The organism is Rothia sp. 18CD1-1, assembly GCF_055285355.1.
This window is the reverse complement of sequence record NZ_JBUZLI010000006.1, coordinates 16,242-34,641: the sequence shown is the minus strand read 5'-3', so window position 1 is coordinate 34,641 and position 18,400 is coordinate 16,242. Positions and strand designations below refer to the sequence as shown.

16 protein-coding genes and 1 tRNA gene are annotated in these 18,400 nt (G+C 55.8%); 11 read left to right on the top strand and 6 right to left on the bottom strand.

All coding sequences use genetic code 11. The features are described from left to right. Positions 1-166: 166 nt before the first annotated feature. The 3 genes from ACS1BR_RS05740 to ACS1BR_RS05730 form a co-directional block, all read right to left on the bottom strand. Positions 167-799: a superoxide dismutase gene (locus ACS1BR_RS05740; protein ID WP_463560945.1), complete on the bottom strand. Its 633-nt coding sequence runs from the start codon at positions 797-799 to the stop codon at positions 167-169. Positions 800-1,580: 781 nt separating this feature from the next. Beyond that, positions 1,581-2,000, bottom strand: a complete 420-nt coding sequence (locus ACS1BR_RS05735; protein ID WP_463560943.1) for a DoxX family protein — start codon at positions 1,998-2,000, stop codon at positions 1,581-1,583. Between the two features lie 86 nt (positions 2,001-2,086). Further along, positions 2,087-2,617, bottom strand: coding sequence for a MarR family winged helix-turn-helix transcriptional regulator (locus ACS1BR_RS05730; RefSeq protein WP_463560941.1), 531 nt, complete (start codon positions 2,615-2,617; stop codon positions 2,087-2,089). Between the two features lie 304 nt (positions 2,618-2,921). Between ACS1BR_RS05730 and nhaA (ACS1BR_RS05725) the strand changes: the two genes are divergently transcribed. From nhaA (ACS1BR_RS05725) to ACS1BR_RS05710, 4 genes are all read left to right on the top strand, one after another. Further along, complete coding sequence (gene nhaA, locus ACS1BR_RS05725) at positions 2,922-4,271, top strand: Na+/H+ antiporter NhaA (protein ID WP_463560939.1); 1,350 nt, start codon at positions 2,922-2,924, stop codon at positions 4,269-4,271. Between the two features lie 162 nt (positions 4,272-4,433). Further along, the gene (gene nhaA / locus ACS1BR_RS05720) at positions 4,434-5,813 is read left to right on the top strand and encodes a Na+/H+ antiporter NhaA (protein ID WP_463560937.1); all 1,380 of its coding nucleotides are present in this window, start codon (positions 4,434-4,436) and stop codon (positions 5,811-5,813) included. Positions 5,814-6,001: 188 nt separating this feature from the next. After that, positions 6,002-7,534, top strand: coding sequence for an alanine/glycine:cation symporter family protein (locus ACS1BR_RS05715; protein ID WP_463560935.1), 1,533 nt, complete (start codon positions 6,002-6,004; stop codon positions 7,532-7,534). Positions 7,535-7,961: 427 nt separating this feature from the next. Beyond that, the gene (locus tag ACS1BR_RS05710; RefSeq protein WP_463560947.1) at positions 7,962-9,125 is read left to right on the top strand and encodes a zinc-dependent metalloprotease family protein; all 1,164 of its coding nucleotides are present in this window, start codon (positions 7,962-7,964) and stop codon (positions 9,123-9,125) included. A 77-nt stretch (positions 9,126-9,202) separates the two neighbouring features. Here ACS1BR_RS05710 and ACS1BR_RS05705 read toward each other — a convergent pair whose 3' ends face one another. Further along, positions 9,203-11,083, bottom strand: a complete 1,881-nt coding sequence (locus ACS1BR_RS05705; protein WP_463560933.1) for a GH25 family lysozyme — start codon at positions 11,081-11,083, stop codon at positions 9,203-9,205. 196 nt (positions 11,084-11,279) lie between these two features. Here ACS1BR_RS05705 and ACS1BR_RS05700 point away from each other — a divergent pair, with 196 nt between their 5' ends. Beyond that, a complete protein-coding gene (locus tag ACS1BR_RS05700) occupies positions 11,280-11,690 on the top strand; it encodes a PLD nuclease N-terminal domain-containing protein (protein ID WP_463560931.1) in 411 nt (136 codons plus the stop codon). A gap of 58 nt (positions 11,691-11,748) precedes the next feature. On the opposite strand, the gene ACS1BR_RS05695 is transcribed toward ACS1BR_RS05700, so the two are convergent. Next, the gene (locus tag ACS1BR_RS05695) at positions 11,749-13,779 is read right to left on the bottom strand and encodes an MDR family MFS transporter (RefSeq protein ID WP_463560929.1); all 2,031 of its coding nucleotides are present in this window, start codon (positions 13,777-13,779) and stop codon (positions 11,749-11,751) included. Positions 13,780-14,153: 374 nt separating this feature from the next. Between ACS1BR_RS05695 and ACS1BR_RS05690 the strand changes: the two genes are divergently transcribed. From ACS1BR_RS05690 to ACS1BR_RS05675, 4 genes are all read left to right on the top strand, one after another. Then, a complete protein-coding gene (locus ACS1BR_RS05690; protein ID WP_463560927.1) occupies positions 14,154-14,669 on the top strand; it encodes a ferritin in 516 nt (171 codons plus the stop codon). A gap of 95 nt (positions 14,670-14,764) precedes the next feature. Continuing rightward, a complete protein-coding gene (locus ACS1BR_RS05685; RefSeq protein ID WP_463560925.1) occupies positions 14,765-14,992 on the top strand; it encodes a hypothetical protein in 228 nt (75 codons plus the stop codon). A 252-nt stretch (positions 14,993-15,244) separates the two neighbouring features. After that, positions 15,245-15,421 (top strand): hypothetical protein, encoded by a 177-nt coding sequence (locus tag ACS1BR_RS05680; RefSeq protein ID WP_463560923.1) that lies wholly within the window; start codon positions 15,245-15,247, stop codon positions 15,419-15,421. Positions 15,422-15,489: 68 nt separating this feature from the next. Next, the gene (locus ACS1BR_RS05675; RefSeq protein ID WP_463560921.1) at positions 15,490-16,044 is read left to right on the top strand and encodes a TrmH family RNA methyltransferase; all 555 of its coding nucleotides are present in this window, start codon (positions 15,490-15,492) and stop codon (positions 16,042-16,044) included. 383 nt (positions 16,045-16,427) lie between these two features. Here the strand turns inward: ACS1BR_RS05675 and ACS1BR_RS05670 are convergent. After that, positions 16,428-16,514, bottom strand: a tRNA-Leu gene (locus ACS1BR_RS05670). A gap of 372 nt (positions 16,515-16,886) precedes the next feature. Here ACS1BR_RS05670 and ACS1BR_RS05665 point away from each other — a divergent pair. Beyond that, complete coding sequence (locus tag ACS1BR_RS05665) at positions 16,887-17,918, top strand: FhaA domain-containing protein (RefSeq protein WP_463560920.1); 1,032 nt, start codon at positions 16,887-16,889, stop codon at positions 17,916-17,918. Next, positions 17,918-18,400 (top strand): FHA domain-containing protein FhaB/FipA, encoded by a 483-nt coding sequence (locus ACS1BR_RS05660; protein ID WP_463560918.1) that lies wholly within the window; start codon positions 17,918-17,920, stop codon positions 18,398-18,400. Before ACS1BR_RS05665 ends, ACS1BR_RS05660 begins: the two co-directional genes overlap by 1 nt.

Sequence of the window (18,400 nt, the reverse complement as noted above, 5' to 3'; positions counted from 1 at the left end):
AAACAACCCCGCCCAGGCGACTCGTTCTACAATACACACCCCAAACCACCCACAGCAACCCCACACACAGTGAATTGCAACACTTTTAGCCGGAGGGGCTTCGCAACCCACGAAGCCCCTCCCTGCTATGCACTGCTCGGAAGATCAGTACCGGTATATTGCCGGGTTAGACCTCGGGAACAATCAGACCTTTAGTCTGAGACGTTGCGCGCGCAAACCGCTCCTGCACGTCGGCCCAGTTAACGATGTTCCAGAAAGCCTTCACGTAGTCGCCCTTGACGTTCTGGTAGTCAAGGTAGAAAGCGTGCTCCCACATATCCAGCTGCAGAACAGGAATAAGCCCCACAGAAATATTGCCCTGCTGATCGTATAGCTGCTCAATAACCAGCCGTTTGCCCACGGTATCCCAAGCAAGAACCGCCCAGCCTGACCCCTGAATTATGAGGGCTACGTTGGTGAAGTGATCGCGGAAACCGTCAAAGGAACCAAAAAACTCATCGAGAGCAGCGGCGAGTTCGCCGGTGGGCTTGTCACCGCCTTCGGGCGAAAGGTTTTTCCAAAACACCGAGTGGTTGGTGTGCCCACCCAGGTTGAAGGCAAGATCTTTGGAGAGCTTACCCACGTTTGCGTAGTCGCCCTTGGCACGTGCCTCCTCCAACTTTTCAATAGCGGTGTTGGCACCGGCAACATAGGTTGCGTGATGCTTATCGTGGTGCAGCTCCATGATACGAGCCGAAATGTGAGGCTCCAGTGCCGCGTAGTCGTAGGGAAGTTCGGGAAGAACATACTTCTCTGCCATGAGGAGTATCCTTTCGTTTCTTTGTCTGTGGAAAAGACTTTCAGTTGTTCAGTATACGCAGTACACGGCATCTTGCCCACGGTATATCAAATTTTTTCGGACCTGCCCGCCGTACCTTGCAGTAGTTCTGCGGGCAGTGGGCGAAGGCTCCGCTACCGTTTGCGGTCTACGATGGCAAACGAGGAGGCCGATAAGCGGTTCTCCCAGGTGCTGTGCATTAAGTGTGAAAGTTTATCCACAAGCCGTGGATAAGTCTGTGGGTAAGTCAAGCATATGTGCGGTTGCCCGAACTTTTGGCAGTCAGACATGCGCGGGGACGGGAGAAAAAACTTTCTCCAACAAGCAAGTCTAGGCCTGTAATCACACGTATGTAAGTTTTCCACCCTGTGGAAAAAATCTGTGGATAGTCACCGGAAACGATCAACTTTCCGGGTATTTTCGAGGAAAAATCTGCTGGGTCCCCGCAGAATCATCCCCACCATACACATTTTAAGTGGATAATGTTCACAGATTTATCCACAGGTGTGGATAGTTGGATACTTCTCCGGTCTCCTCTGCACCGGCTCCGCCAGCTACCCAGCCAGTATCTAGACCTCCTACGACGGAACCGAGCGGATCACATAACAACCGGGTGTATATAACTGCACCCTAACAAGCATGTAATAACACGGTTGTAAGTCTTCCATCGTGTGGACAAACCGTGTGGACTATCCCGCATCAAGCGGCCATAAGGCATCTGCCGGGCACACAATCCGCCATACCGCCCGAGGCATGAGAACTCCTAACCTCGGCGGACAAATACGCGATCGAGAGCAAACGCTCCGGGGCCGGTAAATACCAGGGCCAAAGCCGCAGCACCCAGCATAAGCACGTACTCATAGCCATTATTGTCAAGAAAAAACCCGTGAGAAACAGTGTGCACAAATAAAATAGCACCCACCATGTTGAGGGCAATAAGAAGAGCAGCAAGCCGGGTCAGCGCACCAAACACGAGTAAGACACCGCCAATGAGCTCACTGTATACGGTAAACGGGGCAACTATATCGGCTGCGGGAATACCCGCCTGCGCAAACATCGCGACGGTTCCTGCGACTGTCACATCATTCAATTTCTGCCACCCGTGCATAATGAATACAGCGCCGAGCGCCAAACGCAGAATAAGAAGTCCCAGTGACAACGAAGATGTACGGTTAAAATTCATCTGTCCACCTTGACAAGAAAAGCTTGAGGTGTCAAACAATATGCGGGCAAATACTCCCTGTTTTCTAGGAGCCCCCTAGAACCTGCCTAATCGTCGTCAATGACAACCGCACGAGAAAGATTGATGACCTCAGACGGTTTCGCCCCCAAAACCGATTCCCCGATCTTGGCCAACTGCTTCACCTGGCGCACACCCAGGCGATCAAAAATCTGCCGCCGCACCTCACGCACATGCCCCGGCGCAGCCTCGCGCACCTTCCGCAGCCCCTCAGAACGCAATCGACAAATAGACACCCTCCGGTCCTTCGCCCACACCGAACGCTCCACGTAGTTATCCTTCTCCAAACGGGTAACCACGCGCGAAAGCCGGGGAAGTAAAGTATTCGTCTGACGCGCAAGCTCCGACATGGTGAGCGCCTGTTCAGAAGACTCAGAAAGCATGGCCAAAACCATGTACTCAACAAAGCTCAGCCCGGAATCGCGCTCCAGCTGCTCCTCCAGCCGTGTGGGAAGACTAAAGAACACGGATGCCAGGAAGAGCCATCCCTCACGCTCATCGTCATTGAGCCACAGAGACTCACCAAAGAAATCTTCGCTATCTTTCATCTTAGAAACCATACCCAGTCCTCCCCCGTGTCCCTTATTTCCTTGATTCGTAAATAGTTTCCACAAGAGACAGTCTAGTTTTCTAGACAGTTCTAGCCCCGAATTGCCGCTGTGTTGGTTAAAGGCATTTATCACAATCAAAAAATATAGCTCGTGGTAGGCTTTAGTTCTCAGCGGCCTGAGGCGCCTATCAAGGTGTGACCGGCTTGCTGTGATGAGGTGTGCCGGGAAGTCTGGTCGGCCTACCCGAAGGATCATTGAGAGACGATTCTCTGCCGGGGTAGTAGAAAGATGATCCGTCTACCCACAAGGAACTATGCCTTCTTCACACACCACTTTCGCGCGAGGCACCTACAAAGAATCCCAGCGCATCACCGAAATTCTGCGGAAAGAATCGGTGGGCGGCTTTGTGCTACTGGGAGCAACAATACTGGCCCTCGTTCTTGCCAACACCGGTGCACGGGACTTCTACCTGGCCCTCCGCGACACCTACCTGGGACAGGACATCGGCAGCTTCCACCTCAATCTCACCCTGGGCCACTGGGCAGCAGACGGTCTACTAGCCGTCTTCTTTTTCCTCGCCGGCCTAGAACTCAAAAAAGAGTTCACGGTGGGCGATCTACGCAACCCGGGAAAAGCGCTAGTCCCGGTGGTGGCTGCCGCCGGCGGCGTTGCCGTGCCCGCACTCATCTACACCTTCATCAACCTTGATGCCGGTACCGATGCGCTCAAAGGGTGGGCAATCCCCGCCGCGACCGATATCGCTTTCGCCGTGGCAGTTCTAGCTGTGATCGGCACTCACCTACCGGCAGCGCTGCGCACCTTTTTGCTCACCCTGGCGGTGGTTGACGACCTCATCGCGATCGTAATTATTGCGCTCTTCTACACCGGTGACCTCCAGGTTCACTACCTGCTTATTGCTCTTGCCCCTATCGCCCTCTACGCCCTCGTCGCGCGTCAGGGAGAAACCCTTTTTCACCTCAAACCCAAAGCCTCGTGGCTCATTCTTCTCCCCCTGGGCATGATTGTGTGGGCTCTCTTCCTCAACTCGGGTATTCATGCAACCATAGCGGGGGTGGTCCTGGCCTTCACTGTTCCCGTCAAACACAACAGGCGCACCAGCGCCGCCAACGCCGAACACGGACTTGCAGAGGTACTGGAACATCGTATCCGCCCGTTCTCCGCCGGTTTCTGTGTGCCCGTCTTCGCTTTTTTCTCTGCCGGAGTAACTATCGGCGGCTGGCAGGGCTTCACCGAGGCGATAGGTCAGCCCATCGCCCTGGGTATTATTATTGCTCTCGTGGGAGGGAAAATGGTGGGTATCACCGGGTCGACATGGCTGGTTACCCGCTTACGCGGGGCCAATCTTGACCCCGATATCAGGTGGATCGACGTGGTCGGCCTCTCCGCCCTGGGCGGTATCGGTTTCACCGTCTCACTACTGGTTGCCGAGCTATCTTTCGGTGTTGGCACCAGCGATAACGATTACGCAAAAATCGCTATTCTCTGTGCGTCCTTCCTCGCCGCTGCACTGGGGTCTTTTATTCTTGGTTCCCGCAACCGCCACTACAGGAAAATTGCGGACAAGGAGACGATAGATGCCAACCGCGACGGCACCCCCGATGTTTTTTCCGACGACACCGGTGCCCCGGCCCAACAGGTCTGAGCCGCCTCGTACATACCGCCGGAATTCTACGGGGGGGCAAGTCCACCATCCGGAAATACCGTGCCAGCGGTGCCGGAGCAACGCACGGTTCAATACAGTTAAAAATGGTTTATGTCCACAGAGGTATCACATATTTTCTAGAAGAAGGGGTGCGATCACAGTATGACAGATTCACACCGGACATCCTCTCCACGCCCGGAGAACACGGTATTCTCACGCGGTACCTACGCCGAATCAAGCCGTATTTCTGAGATCATCCGCAGGGAGTCCCTGGGGGGGTTTATCCTGCTGGCGGCAACCGTTCTTGCCATTCTGCTCTCGAATATCCACGGCCCATCCGAGCTTTATTTTGGGGTGCGCGACACCGAAATAGGTTTTCATGTTCCGGGGTTCCACCACCTGATGATGACCGTGAATGAGTGGGCAGCTGACGGCCTACTGGTGGTCTTCTTCTTCCTCACCGGTCTAGAACTCAAAAAAGAATTTGTGATCGGTGACCTTCGGAATCCCGGCCGTGCGGTGGTACCCGTTGCGGCCGCTTTTGGTGGTGTTGCCGCCCCGGCGATTATCTATTTCGCGATCAACCACACGAACGAAACAGCGGTTCATGGCTGGGCTATTCCCACCGCAACCGATATTGCTTTTGCGGTAGCAGTTATCACCGCCGTGGGTAAATACCTGCCGTCGGCGCTGCGCACCTTCTTGCTTACCCTGGCGGTGGTTGACGACCTCATCGCAATTTTTATTATCGCCCTTTTTTACACCGACAACTTCAAGCCCTGGTACCTCATTATTTCTATTATTCCAATCGTGGCATATTTGTGGATTGCGCATAAGTATGAGAAATTTTTCCACCTCAACCACTGGGGTGCATGGACAATCCTCCTCCCCCTGGGCATTATCACCTGGGCGCTCTTTTTAGAATCCGGCATCCACGCCACCATCTCCGGCGTTGTGCTGGGCTTCTGCGTGCCGGTGAAATATAACAAGGAATCTGAGGCCGCCAACGCCCCGGCAGGGCTTGCCGAGGTCTTTGAGCACCGGCTGCGCCCCCTGTCCTCCCTCATCTGTGTACCGATCTTTGCCTTCTTCTCCGCCGGGGTCAACGTCGGCGGCTGGGACGGGCTTACCACAGCTCTCACCGACAGCGTTGCCCTGGGTATTATCCTTGGCCTGGTTCTTGGAAAAACCGTCGGTATCACCCTCACCACCTGGCTGGTCACCCGTTTCCGCAACGCCAATCTGGATCCCGATATCCGCTGGATAGATGTTATCTGCATAGCGGTTACCGGCGGTATCGGTTTCACTGTCTCACTGCTGGTTGCGGAACTCTCTTTCGAGAACGGATCACCGCATACCGAAGACGCCAAAATCGCGATCCTCATCGGCTCGGTGTCAGCCGCCCTGATCGGCGGAATTCTGCTCTCCCTGCGCAACAAGCACTATCAGGCAATCGCTCTCAAGGAAACAATCGACGAAAACAAAGACGGTATCCCCGATGTCTTCTCCGACGATACCGCCCGACAAAACCAGAAAGGATAGACCGCCCCGGCCAACCAGACCGGCCGTGTCTGTTTACGCCCAGGAAACATTTACCGGCTAGGCTGGGACTGTTTTTGTTGTTCTTCTGCGCCGTCTTCTTCACCCGTGCCACGAAAAACGAACAACGCAGTCCTCATACGCCGCGGAAACCCGCGGACCCCTGTGCCCTCTGTCAGTAAAGGAGCATTATGGATGCTTTTATTGATGCCATTTCATACATCAACGACGTAACAGCCGAGGCATCGACCGCCGTGGAAAATCTGGCGGGAAGTGTCTGGGATATTTTCTGCATCTTTCTTGTCATAGCCGGCATCCTGATTACGATCGCTACCCGCGGCGTGCAGTTCCGCTCTATCAGGGAGATGTTCCGCTCGGTTGTTGAGCCCTCGGGTAAAGAAGCTGACGGCCGTAAGGGTATTAGTTCATTCCGTGCGTTTACAGTCTCTGCCGCGTCAAGGGTGGGCACCGGAAATATTGCCGGGGTTGCTATCGCCATTACCATGGGTGGGCCCGGCGCAGTTTTCTGGATGTGGGTAATCGCCGGTATAGGCGCGGCTTCGGCCTTTGCAGAGTCCCTCCTGGGCCAGCTCTACAAGGAGCGGGGCAAGGACTCCTATATCGGCGGTCCCGCCTACTATATGAAGCGGGGCCTGAATTCGCGCTGGATGGGTCTCATTTTTGTTTTCCTTATCATCGTGACCTACGCTTTTGTCTTTGTTGCCGTGCAGACCAACGCCATTGTTGAGGCGACCGCAACCTCTTTCAGTGTCGATGTGTCTTCATCCGATGCTACGGTGTTTCGCCTTCTGGTCGGTGCTGTGGTTGCCCTGGTAGCTGCCGCAATCATCTTTGGCGGTGTGCGAGCTATCTCGTCGGTGACCGAGTTCCTTGTTCCGGTGATGGCTGTGCTCTACCTTTTCTTGGGCATAGCGGTTGTTTTCTTGAATTTTGGTGAGGTGCCCCATATGCTTGCCATGATTTTTGAGGGGGCTTTCGGTATCCGCGAATTTACTGTCGGTGGCCTGATTGGTGCTATCACCTGGGGTATGCGCCGCGGTGTTCTCTCCAACGAAGCCGGTATCGGTACCGCCCCCAATGCGGGCGCTACCGCCACCATCTCGCACCCGGCTAAACAGGGGTTTGTGCAGTCACTGGGTGTTTATTTTGACACATGGCTGGTCTGCTCCATCACCGCCTTCATCGTGTTACTCTCCAACCCCACCTATGGTGACAGGGACAGGGGAGCCTCGCTGACCCAGCACGCTCTGGCCCTACAGCTGGGTGACTGGGCCATTCATTTCCTCACCGTGGCAATTGTGCTTTTTGCCTTCTCCTCGGTGGTGGGAAACTACTACTATGGTGAGTCCAACCTGCGGTTTATAACGGAGAAGAGGGGCCCCATCACTGTCTACCGTCTACTGGTTCTGTGCTTTGTGGTTTTCGGTTCTATCACCTCGCTGTCGCTGGTCTGGAATATGGCGGATATTCTCAACGCCGCGATGGTGGTGCTCAACCTGACCGCCGTGGGGGTACTCATGCCCACGGTGATCAAGCTGTTGAAGAACTACGAGGTGCAGCGTAAGGCCGGGTTGGAACCTATCTTTATGGCCAGTGATATGCCCGAGATCAAAAATCTGGCTGCCTGGGATGGCACCGATGAGGTTTGCACCCGCCAGTTCTGGGAGAAAATTGAGCGCGAGCGAGCCGCCCGGAGTCGCTAAGCAGCCCCAATTCCCTGCCACGATGGTGGCGTTTTAGTTGTGGGCGCGAGCCTTGATTGAAAAATTCTGCCTCACCCAAGGGTGAGGCAGAATTTTTTGTAGCGGCCATTATAGGCCCGAAATAACACTTACTGATTTGGTATGACAATTGATACAATATAGCAAACCATTCACGGTATATCCCGAAAATATTGCGGATAAAATTAATATTTTCTTTCGGTTGCTTTTCAAAACCCGCCCGGCTGGGGTAGCCTGGATTAATCGGTAAAGTACGCTCTGACAAGGGGTAATACCCATCAAGGCACCGACCGAAACTCACAACTGCATAGGAATATCGTCAATTTAAAGATCCGAGGTTTCTATATTTTAAAATCCTTCACTATACACCCGTAGATGATACATCACCGTATAAAGATTGGTTTTGACAGTGAAATTCCTATCCAAAAAATATACCCTGCTCACCTGCACGCTGGCACTGGCCGCCCCGTCGCTCCTGCTTACTCCCGCAACAGCCGAAGCCGACCAGTCAACGACCAGCACCGGATCCGTCGAATCCACCGCACCAGAGACAGCAGCAGACAGCGATGGCGACGGCCTACTCGACACCTGGGAAACCAACGGCTACGACGCCAATGACGACGGCACCGTAGATATAGACCTACCGGGCATGGGTGCCGACCCTCAGAAAAAAGACATCTTTGTTGAGATGGACTACATGCCGGGCCTGCTCGCCAGCGATGAAGAGCTGGACAGGATAATTGATATCTTTGCCTCCTACCCCATCAACAATCTCGACGGTAGCCAGGGGATCAACCTCCACCTGGATGCCGGCGAGGAAAGCGCCGGCCACAACCTGGGCGGAGGCAACAGGATACCAACCAGTCCGCTGAGCGGGCTGGAGAATGTTTCCGCCCTTCGCCAATCCAACTCAGACCCCAACCGCAACGGTATTTTCCACTACATGGTCTGGGGTGACTACTACGGTGCAGACGGCTCATCGGGAATCGCCGAGCTCAACGGAACCAACTTCCTGGTAACCGTTGGTCCGACCTACTGGGGTGAAGCCTCCAGCGACATTCGGGTCGGCACCTTTGTTCACGAGATCGGCCATAACCTGGGCCTCGAACACGGCGGTGACACCTACACCAACTACAAACCCAACTACCTGAGCATCATGAACTACCGCTACCAGTTCGGAGTTCTACAAGAAGACGGCAGCAGATGGCTGGGCTACTCCACACGCACTACCGACACCCTCAGCGAGAACAGTATCGATGAAACCCGGGGACTGGGTGAGAGTGCCGCCGGCTACTATTACTCCTGGTACGACTACGCCACCGGCACCGAAAAAACCGCACCGGCCGACGGCCCCATTGACTTTAACGGAAACGGACAAATAGATCAGGAGCCCGTCTCCGCAGACATTAACTGGGACGGCTTTTACGACGATCTCACCGGCCCAAACGACATGGATCTACTCACGTTCCAGGCCCACCGCCCCTCCAGCTCTACCGAATCCGGGCCGGCTCCCGCGGTAGAGAGAAATGAGCTCACCGCCGATGACGCACGAATGAGGAACCTCATTCCCTAGCGATCCGCAAGCACAGACGGCATCTGGCGCAGAGGTTACTCTGCCGCCAGATGCCGTAACGATTCGGTGCCCTATCTCTACGATGACACCCAGGTTCCGCGAGCCGCGGTCCAGTTGATGGTTTTACCGTTGGAGAATTTCACCCTGGTGACACCGTCGGCACCCCGCACCTCGTCGGTGACCGGGAACCCGTAGATTTTAGCGTCTCCCTCAGCGGCCCACCGGGCATAGATTGACCCGCGGCTGTTCATGACCCTAGCCCCGCTGGTAGGTGACCAGTAGACCACCTGACCGTTCTGGAAGAACTGTCGCGCACCCTGCCAGAAACCCAGCTCATCGGTGGTGGGGAACCCGTAGGCTCTCACGTCTCCCTCAGCGGCCCATCTACTAAAGATCGCGCCCCGCTCGTTGAAAGAATGCGCACCGGTTGCCTGGGACCAGTAAACGGCGGTGTAGGCGTTGCCGTTACGGAAGTGCTGTTTAGCGCCCTGCCAGAAACCCAGCTCATCGGTGGTGGGGTAACCCCAGCCATTCTCGTAGCCGTTATCCCGGAATTTAGCGCCGATAGCCCCACCCCAGTACACGCCGTGCGCGCCGGTAGCCGCCGTCCAATAGATAGACCGGTTATTGGCAAAATTCTGTACAGCACCGTTGAGACGGGTTGAGAACTCATTGCCGGTAGGCAGCCCGTAGGTGCCCACCCCGCCGCTACTGTGATAGTAGGAACCGATAGCTCCGCGCAGAGTGTACCGGCTTTGTGCACGCTGGGTGCTCACCGGCTGGTAGTTGGCGTTTGCCGCAAAATTATTGAGATCGGCGTAGGTGCCGTTGAAAACATTGGAGTCGCCGGAGAAAGGCCCGGTCGAAGAGTACTGCCAGATGTCGTAGGTGCTGTAACCGGCGGGCATTCTACCCACCGTAGAGCTGTAAGAAGCCAGGTGCAGAGGTAGATAGTTGAAATCCGCCATAGACCCGATGCAGGTAGACCACCAGTCGGTGGTGGTGTAAACCGCCGGGTAGCGGCCGGTAAGCTGCCTATAGGTGTCTGTAAAATCTTTCACCCAGCTGTAAAGCTGGGAGGGAGTCATGTTATAGCAGCTATTACCCAGCGCCGAATAGGGGTTGTACTCGATGTCGAGCAGGCCGGGCAGGGTGGAGCCGTCGGCTGTCCAGCCTCCGCCGTTCGCCACAAAATACCTGGCCTGCTGGGCGCCCGTTGATGCCGTGGGGATGGCAAAGTGATAGGCGCCCCGCTTCATTCCCACGCCACTGGCGCCCAAATACTGGGAAGAAAAAACGGGCGACTTATAGGTTATGCCTTCTGAGGCTTTAATGTAGGCGAATCGGGCACCGTTGGAATACTCTGATGCCCAGTTAACACTGGGCTGCCACCCCGAGACGTCCATGCCCAGCACACCCGAACCTGTGGGGCTGGTGGCAACCGTGCGGAATGTGGCTGTGCTGCGGGCCAGGGCAAAGTTCGCCGTATAACCACCCGGGGTGTTCTGGTGAGAACGGAAACCTGCCGGGTCCACCCTGGAGGTAGCCCGTCCGGTGTCCCCGTCATGATCGGCCCTGTCGGTAACATCCGCGCCCTCCTGCGCGCGTTTTACCTGTTCTTGGGCACTATCAAGCGAATCGGAAGAAAGATTATCCGTTTCTTCAAGAGCTTTAAGACCCTGGCCCAGGGTTGCTCCGGGGTTACCATCGCCGTCTACAGGTGGTGCGTCAGTCAGCTGGGGGCGGTCAAGAACTGCCTCTTCGGGGAGGAGCTCTTTCACCTCCTCTGTTTCCTGCCCATTGGTCACCCTGGATAGCTCGCTGGTGGCCGAGCCCGATGAGTCTTCCGCCTGTACCGGGGGCAGAGTACCGAGCGCAAGAACAGCCGCTAGCGAGAGTCCTACGATGAAACGTATCGGTTTTTGGGGGATAAAACTGATCTCTATGTTTTTATGCATGTGTTTACTTACATTGTGGGGAATAGATTTCTTGGGTAACCCCATTGATTGCCGGGGTTACTCCGGGGGATACGAGCACTTCTATATGCTCTCAAGCAAATTAATATATCGTATTTTTGTTCTTGAGGCACCGAATAATCATCGTAATCATCGTGATTTGTGCCGGGTTATCTTTAGGCTCGGTAGACTGGGCTTCATGGATTCTTGGACTGTAGATACTGCGGCCGACCCCACGTTTTTAGGCTGGGTACTCTTGGGGCTGATGTGCCTGGCAGCCGTACTGGTGCTCTACTGCGTGTTCACCATCTACCGCAATCCCTATTTCGATGAGGTTCACAAATTTGGGTGGCTTCTCATCGCCCTGATTTTTCCGATTTTTGGTCCGCTGGCCTGGATAGTTCGCGCACGGTTGGAGAAAAAACACCGCACCGCAACGCCCCCCTACCCGCACAGAGACCAACAAGAACACGGGAACGACGCCAACCACCCGGCTTACCGTCCGGGGCAGTCGGTGCTCTTCTCAGGTCGCCGTGAGCAGAGGGATGAGAGGGAGGAAAACCCCTACCTGGTTGATCGGGGCGACGGCAGCCGCGGGCTCTCTTTCTAGCCCGCCCGCGAGACAGCACGGTCGGCACCGGCCGCACCGGGCCGGTGCCGACCGGTCTTTACCTCTCTGCGTCCGCGATATCGGCCGACTGCTGCAACCCTGATTCGTTGCGCAGTGGCGGTGCCTTAAAGAAGAGGGAGAGCACAAATGCTGCCGCCACCACGCAGAAACCCACCCAGTAGACGGTGAGAGCCGAGGAGTTAAAACCCTGCATAAAGGGGCGGCTGAGACGCGGGTCTGCGCCGTTGAGGTAGGAGGTGTCAGAGAGTGAGGCCGATGAGCCGGAGCTTTCCTCGGAACTGTCAGACTGCTCAGAGATTTCCCGTGCCATGTGCGGGGCTATTTGATCCACCCAGTAGGTGCGCTGGTCGTCGTCTGCCCAGTTGACAGCCAGGGTGCCATCTGTAACGCTGACGTGGGCCTGTTCCGCGGCGGCGGTAAGCGCCTGCTCTTCTGCTGCCGGACTTGCTTCTGCAACCTGCTGATCAATTACTGTCTGCGCCTGAGACTCGGGCAGTGCCCCGGCATCAACCTGCTGCTGGACAGCCGCGGTGACCTGCTCCGTTACTGCCCGGTTTGCTGCTTCTTTCGCCTGCTGGGATCCGGTGTTGAGCTGGTCGTTGATGTTTTCTTTGACCGGGTTGAGAATCGGGTTCCACATCTGGTCCATGATCGCCGTGTTCTCGGGGGCGGTGGCGACCGCGGGGTTAAGGCCGGCGTCGAGGGCCGCGCGCAGGTCATCTTCGTTGCTCATTGCTGTGCCGATATTACCGGGCATAACCGTAAACAGCACCGAGAGCAGGACGGCGGTGCCCATGGTCCCGCCGATTTGTCGGAAGAAGGTGGACGCCGATGTTGCGACCCCCATATAGGAGGGGGCAACCGAGTTCTGCGCTGCCAGGGTGAGCGATTGCATGAGCTGGCCTAAACCCAAGCCGATCCCGAACATGCCAATCATAAGGAACCAGAGCGGGCGGTCTACTGTCATGTAGGTCAGGTAGTAGTAGGAGGCCGCCATCAGGAACAGACCAAGGGTGGGAAAGATCCGGTAGGACCCGGTTTTTGATACCAGGGTCCCTGAGACTACCGATGAGAGTATGATGCCCAGCATGAGCGGTAAGGTCGCAAGGCCGGATTCTGTGGGGGTCAGCCCCACGACGATCTGCAGGAATAGCGGAATCGTCATCATTGCCCCGAACATGCCAAACCCCACCATAAAGCTGAGAACACTGGACATGGAAAAGGCGTAGGTGTTGAAGAGTTTCAGCGGAATGATCGCGTCGGTTCCCATCTTTGATTCGACGATCAGGAAGGTGGCAAGACCGATAGCCGAGAGGACGTAGCATGTGATAGCGGCGGCCGAGGTCCAGCCCCATTCGCGGCCCTGCTCGGCAACCAGAAGTAGTGGAACCAGTGCGAGGATGACGGCGGCAGCTCCCCACCAATCGACACGGGGTTTAGCCGTGTATGTGCTGATCTTGGGTAGGCGCAGGGAAAACCAGACGATGGTGAACGCCACCACTCCTATGGGTACGTTGATGAGGAAGACCCAGCGCCAGCCCGCGATCCAGAGGATTTCCTCGGTACCGGCAAATACGCCACCGATGAGCGGCCCAATTACCGATGAGATGCCGAAGATTGCCAGGAAGTAGCCCTGGTATTTGGCGCGTTCGCGGGGAGCCAGAATATCGCCCATGATGGCCAGGGGTAGGGACATGAGAGCACCTGCACCGAGTCCTTGGAAAGCGCGGAATGCTGCCAGCATGGTCATCGAGGTGGAGAAGGTGGAGAGGAGCGACCCCAGGATGAACACGAGGATACCGAAGAGGTAGAGCGGGCGGCGACCGAAGAGATCGGAGAGTTTACCGTAGATGGGGGTGGTGATGGTTGAGGTGATCATATAGGCGGTGGTCACCCATGCCTGTTGTTCTAGACCGTGGAGGTCATCACCAATAGTTCGTATTGCGGTGGAGACAATGGTTTGGTCGAGCGACGAGAGGAACATGCCGGCCATGAGCCCCACGATAACGAGCATGATTTGCCGCTGACTCATGATGGGCTGTGGTTGGTTTTCTGGTGTTGTTGACAAGGCTGACTTTCGTGTTGATAGAACCCCCACGGGGCGGATCTCTGCGGGGGCTGTCTGCTTCTTTTTGTTCTCTACCGGGGTACGGTCTCCGGGAGGTCATGTGGCGGACCGACCCATCAATACTAGTTTCGCCCAGCGACTCCTGCACCTTTTGGGGTATGTGTTTGCTGATTGTGATTAAAAGCTGCGCACCCGGGCCCGGGCACCGCAGTCCCGGATTGTGAGCGGATGCAGGGTTTCATGGCTGGGAGCGGTTTATTAGCCTCACCTAGGACAGTTTTTACCCTGCCCACAGCAGTTAAAGTAACAGTTTTATCCCTCCGCTTTCGTGGTTTTTTGCTGATTTTCCGCCGGTTTCTCGCTAGATTGGTGGTATGCAGATTTCTACCGATATTGAAAAGAAGTTCAACGAACAGCTCACCCTTGAGTTTGAGTCTTCCCTGGTTTACCGCCAGCTGGCTATTGAGGCTGATGAGCAGGATCTTCCGGGTATAAGCTCCTGGTTCCATGCCCAGGCCGAGGAGGAGACCGAACACGCCCTCAAGTTTATAAAGTTTGTTTCCGATCGCGGTAGCCACGCCAATATCGGGCAGCTGGCCGAGCACACCGTGAAACCGGGGCTTTCCCCCATCGAGATGTTTGAGGCGGCTCTTGCTCACGAGCAGAAGGTCTCCGCCTCTATCCGCGATCTCTACCGCGAGACCGAAGCAGCCGGTGACCTCGATTCTCGGCCCCTGCTGAACTGGTTTGTCAACGAACAAATTGAGGAAGAAGCAACTGTCTCTGAGATCCTTACCCGCCTGAAACTGGTGGACGGCAGAGGGTCCGGTCTTCTGCGTATCGACGCTGAACTGGGCGGCCGCCAGCCCGCTATCGAGGCGGTAAACTAGTTTCCATCGTTTTGTGGGGTGCCGTCGGGGTTCCGACGGCACCCCAGTTTGTGCTTTGATGGGCAGATTTGGGCTGTGACCGGTGGGGGGTCTGGATGGTAGCTATTGCCGAATTTGTTTTTAGTGCCGTCTACTGTGTGTGCGGGGCCGCGATCCTACAGAAGGTGGCCTCCCTCCCCGTGAGAAGGACACTGAGATGGCTGGCTCTGGCAACCGTGGCCGCCCTCTGCTTGCTGGTATACCTCTATTTCTATATGCCCATCATCTCTGAAGAACTGCACGAGTTCTTTAGGGGGACGGACCCGTTAAAGTTTTCACCATAGAACAAAAGTGATATTCCAGCAGCTGCCAGGAATGTACTGAATGTGAGAAAGGTTGAACGGCAAGCAAGGCAATTGAGATCATCGGCTATCCGCCAACATCGGTGGGGGCTTCAACCTCGAAGCAACTGCTGAGGGGAAGAGCATCAATACTACACTCTCTGGGTTGGGCATTGCTTTGGAAGGCTTCTCAGTATAGCCTGTCTCTTCTTAGGGAAATACGGGCCCACGCGCCAAGCCTGTTATGCTTGGTGCATGTTGAGTCCTGACTTTATATCCGAACGCTCCGACCCGGCAGTCCAGCGGATTATAGATCTCATTAAACCCGCACGCAGAAATTTGCGTACAGCCCTGATTGAGGATTTTGAGCCTCTCATGCAGAGTCTTGTTGCGGGGGTGGAGTTTGTGGAAATCTACGGGTTGGAAATGTAACCCTGCCACACGAGCTTCTAGCTAAAGCAGCCGAACATGATATTCCAGTGAGAATCATCGCAACTTCTTTGGCAGGACAGATCTTCAAAACTGAGAAAAAGCCCAAGATTTTTGGGGTAGCACGTGTCCCCCGACCTTCACGTTTTGAGGACTTAGAAAAAGCGTCCGGCGACATCATACTTCTCGACGGTGTCAAGATTGTTGGCAACATCGGAGCCATAGTTCGAACCTCATTCGCACTCGGTGCCTCTGGGATAGTTCTTGTTGACAGCGACCTGGTAAGCATTGCAGATCGTAGGATTCTTCGTGCCAGCCGTGGCTACGTGTTCTCCCTCCCCGTCGTAATTACCTCTCGGGAAGAAGCCCTGAAATATTTTTCAAAGAATGGCAACCGGCTAGTCTCTTTCGACGTTGAGGGATCCGTCAGCATTGAGCAACTCAGTAACATCAAAGAACGACTAGTTCTTGTTTTTGGCAGCGAAAAGATCGGTGCCTCGGAAGCCATAACTGCCATTTCCAAAGACAAGGTAACTATTCCAATGAACCCAAAAGCTGAATCATTGAACGTTTCTGTATCCGCGGGGATAGCCTTGCATTCCAGAGCAGGTTTTAATCTCGTCTAAACCACTCCGCACTGATCAAGGCCAGAAATAACTGACTAATTCAGAAAAACAGTGGCGCCGACACCTCTAGGTGGGTCCTTAGTCTTATTTTCGTGGACTCCTTGTTGACACCTTCAAGTACAACCTTTAATCTCGGATCTTAGCTAGTTACTACTTTCCTTTTACCAAGATAATAACCATATGTAATGAGTGTTAAAATCATAGCCTGAATTACCCAAGCCCACCACGAAACATCGAAACTCCGCATATCAGGTGTCGCTTCTGTCATTATTGAGCACCACCAGAATAAAACAGCGGAAAAATTTTGCATTCTCCACAAAATTCCTAGCAATTATAGGAAGGTAAAATCCAACCGTTAGCCTATTTACATAAACGATCAATCTTGGTGCGCAAGGGGGGACTTGAACCCCCACGATCTTGCGATCACTGGCACCTGAAGCCAGCGCGTCTGCCAATTCCGCCACTTGCGCTTGGTTATACCCTGCCTGAATCCGCTAACCGCGGCACCAAAGGTATAACGACAGATAACTATACACAGCCCCGAGGTCTCTAGTCCAACCGAAGTCCGCATGTGTTTCGTCACGCTCTTAGTATGGTTTTATCCCCCAGCGCACACGCCAAACACGGGGCTGATCCGCACTTTTTCACACTCTTAGCGGGTTTGGAGGCTGTATCCATTAGACTAAAGCTGTACTGTGTGCTGGTACGCCTATCATCGGGTGGGGATCGCCCCGACGCCCATAGAGCCTCCAGCCACGAAGCGCTCAGCTTCTCCACACCTAGAGCGATTATGCTATTCACTTTGAGTAGCGCGCCCTCACCAGAGTCTAAAGGAGGCCACCATGGGGTTCATCGACAAAATTGAACAGGGCCTAGAAAAAGCTGTTCGCGGCACCTTTAGCAAGGGCGGCGGCGAATTTGAGCCGGTTGACCTTGCAAACCGTATCCGTACCGACATGGACAACAAGTCCTACTCCATCTCGTCCGGGCGCACCATCGCCCCCAATGTTTTTACCATCAATTTTGCCGCCGATGACTTTCCACGCGTCCAAGACTGGGGTGCCCCGCTAGCAGAAGAGCTCTGCGACGTAGCCATCCGCCACGCGCGCTCCCAGGGCTACTCACTGCGCGGATCGGTGCGGGTAACCTTCACCGTCAACGAGACCGTGCCCGCGGGCGAATTTGAGGTCGACTCCTCACAGGAAAAGGTGGCCGCCCCCGGCTTACACAAACAACAACCCCGGGCATCACGTCGACCGCGGACCCCCGAGCGCACGGGACCGGGCGCAGCAAACCAGCGGGAATCGCTGAGACAGGTCGCCTTCGGTGACACCCCCGCCAGCACACCCCAGCGCACCACCAAGCCGGCGGCCTTTAGCCAACCCCCCACCCCGGCGAGCGCCACCGGGCAGAACTCCCGCAGCGTAGGCCGGTCCAACCCCGCCACGCAAAGCAACCACGGCGTTACGGGGGCACCTCCCGCCCGGCCGCGGCAAACCGCACCCGTCAACCGCGATGCCCCCACCGAAATCAGTCCGCACGTCACACCGTCGACACCGCGGGGCGGCCAACAGAAAACCCAGGTTGTTCTCGACATCAACGGGCAAAACTACTCCATCCGATCCCTTCCCGTGGTACTGGGGCGCGGGTCCAATGCCGATATCACCGTCGAAGACACCGGAGTCTCCCGCCGCCACCTAGAAATCATGGAGCAAGACGGTATTTATCTAGCCGTCGACCTGGGCTCCACCAACGGCAGCTACCTCGACGGCCAAAAACTCACCGGCCGCCGCCAGCTCACCAACGGGTCCGTGCTCACCATGGGCCGGGCACGCATCGTCTTCCGCCTCATGGTGCCAAGGAGTGAACGCTAGTGGCCTCCGAAATCACCGTCACTATCCTGCGCTTCGCTTTTCTGGCTCTGCTCTGGCTTTTTGTGTTCATGGTTCTTGCGGCCAGCCGGCGCGACCTCGGTATCGGCCGTAATCTCCGCCCTACCCGGGCAAGGCCCACCACCGAATCACACGCCGCTGCCCAGCAGCCCTCCACCCCGCCACCGCCGCTTCTGCCCACCCAGCTGGTGATTACCGACGGTGTGCAGGCGGGCGCGGTGATGCGTCTGAGCGACCAGCCCATCACTATCGGCCGCGCAGGCGACATTGAGGTGTCCCTGCAAGACGACTACGCCTCCGGCCACCACGCGCGCCTGTTTCCGCAGGGCTCCCGCTGGTTCCTCGAAGATCTGGGTTCCACCAACGGCACCTTTGTGGGCGGGTCCCGCCTCAGCCGGGTAACCCCCATCGAACCGGGCACCGACTTCCGCGTGGGCCGCACCACCATGCAGTTGAGGGCCTAG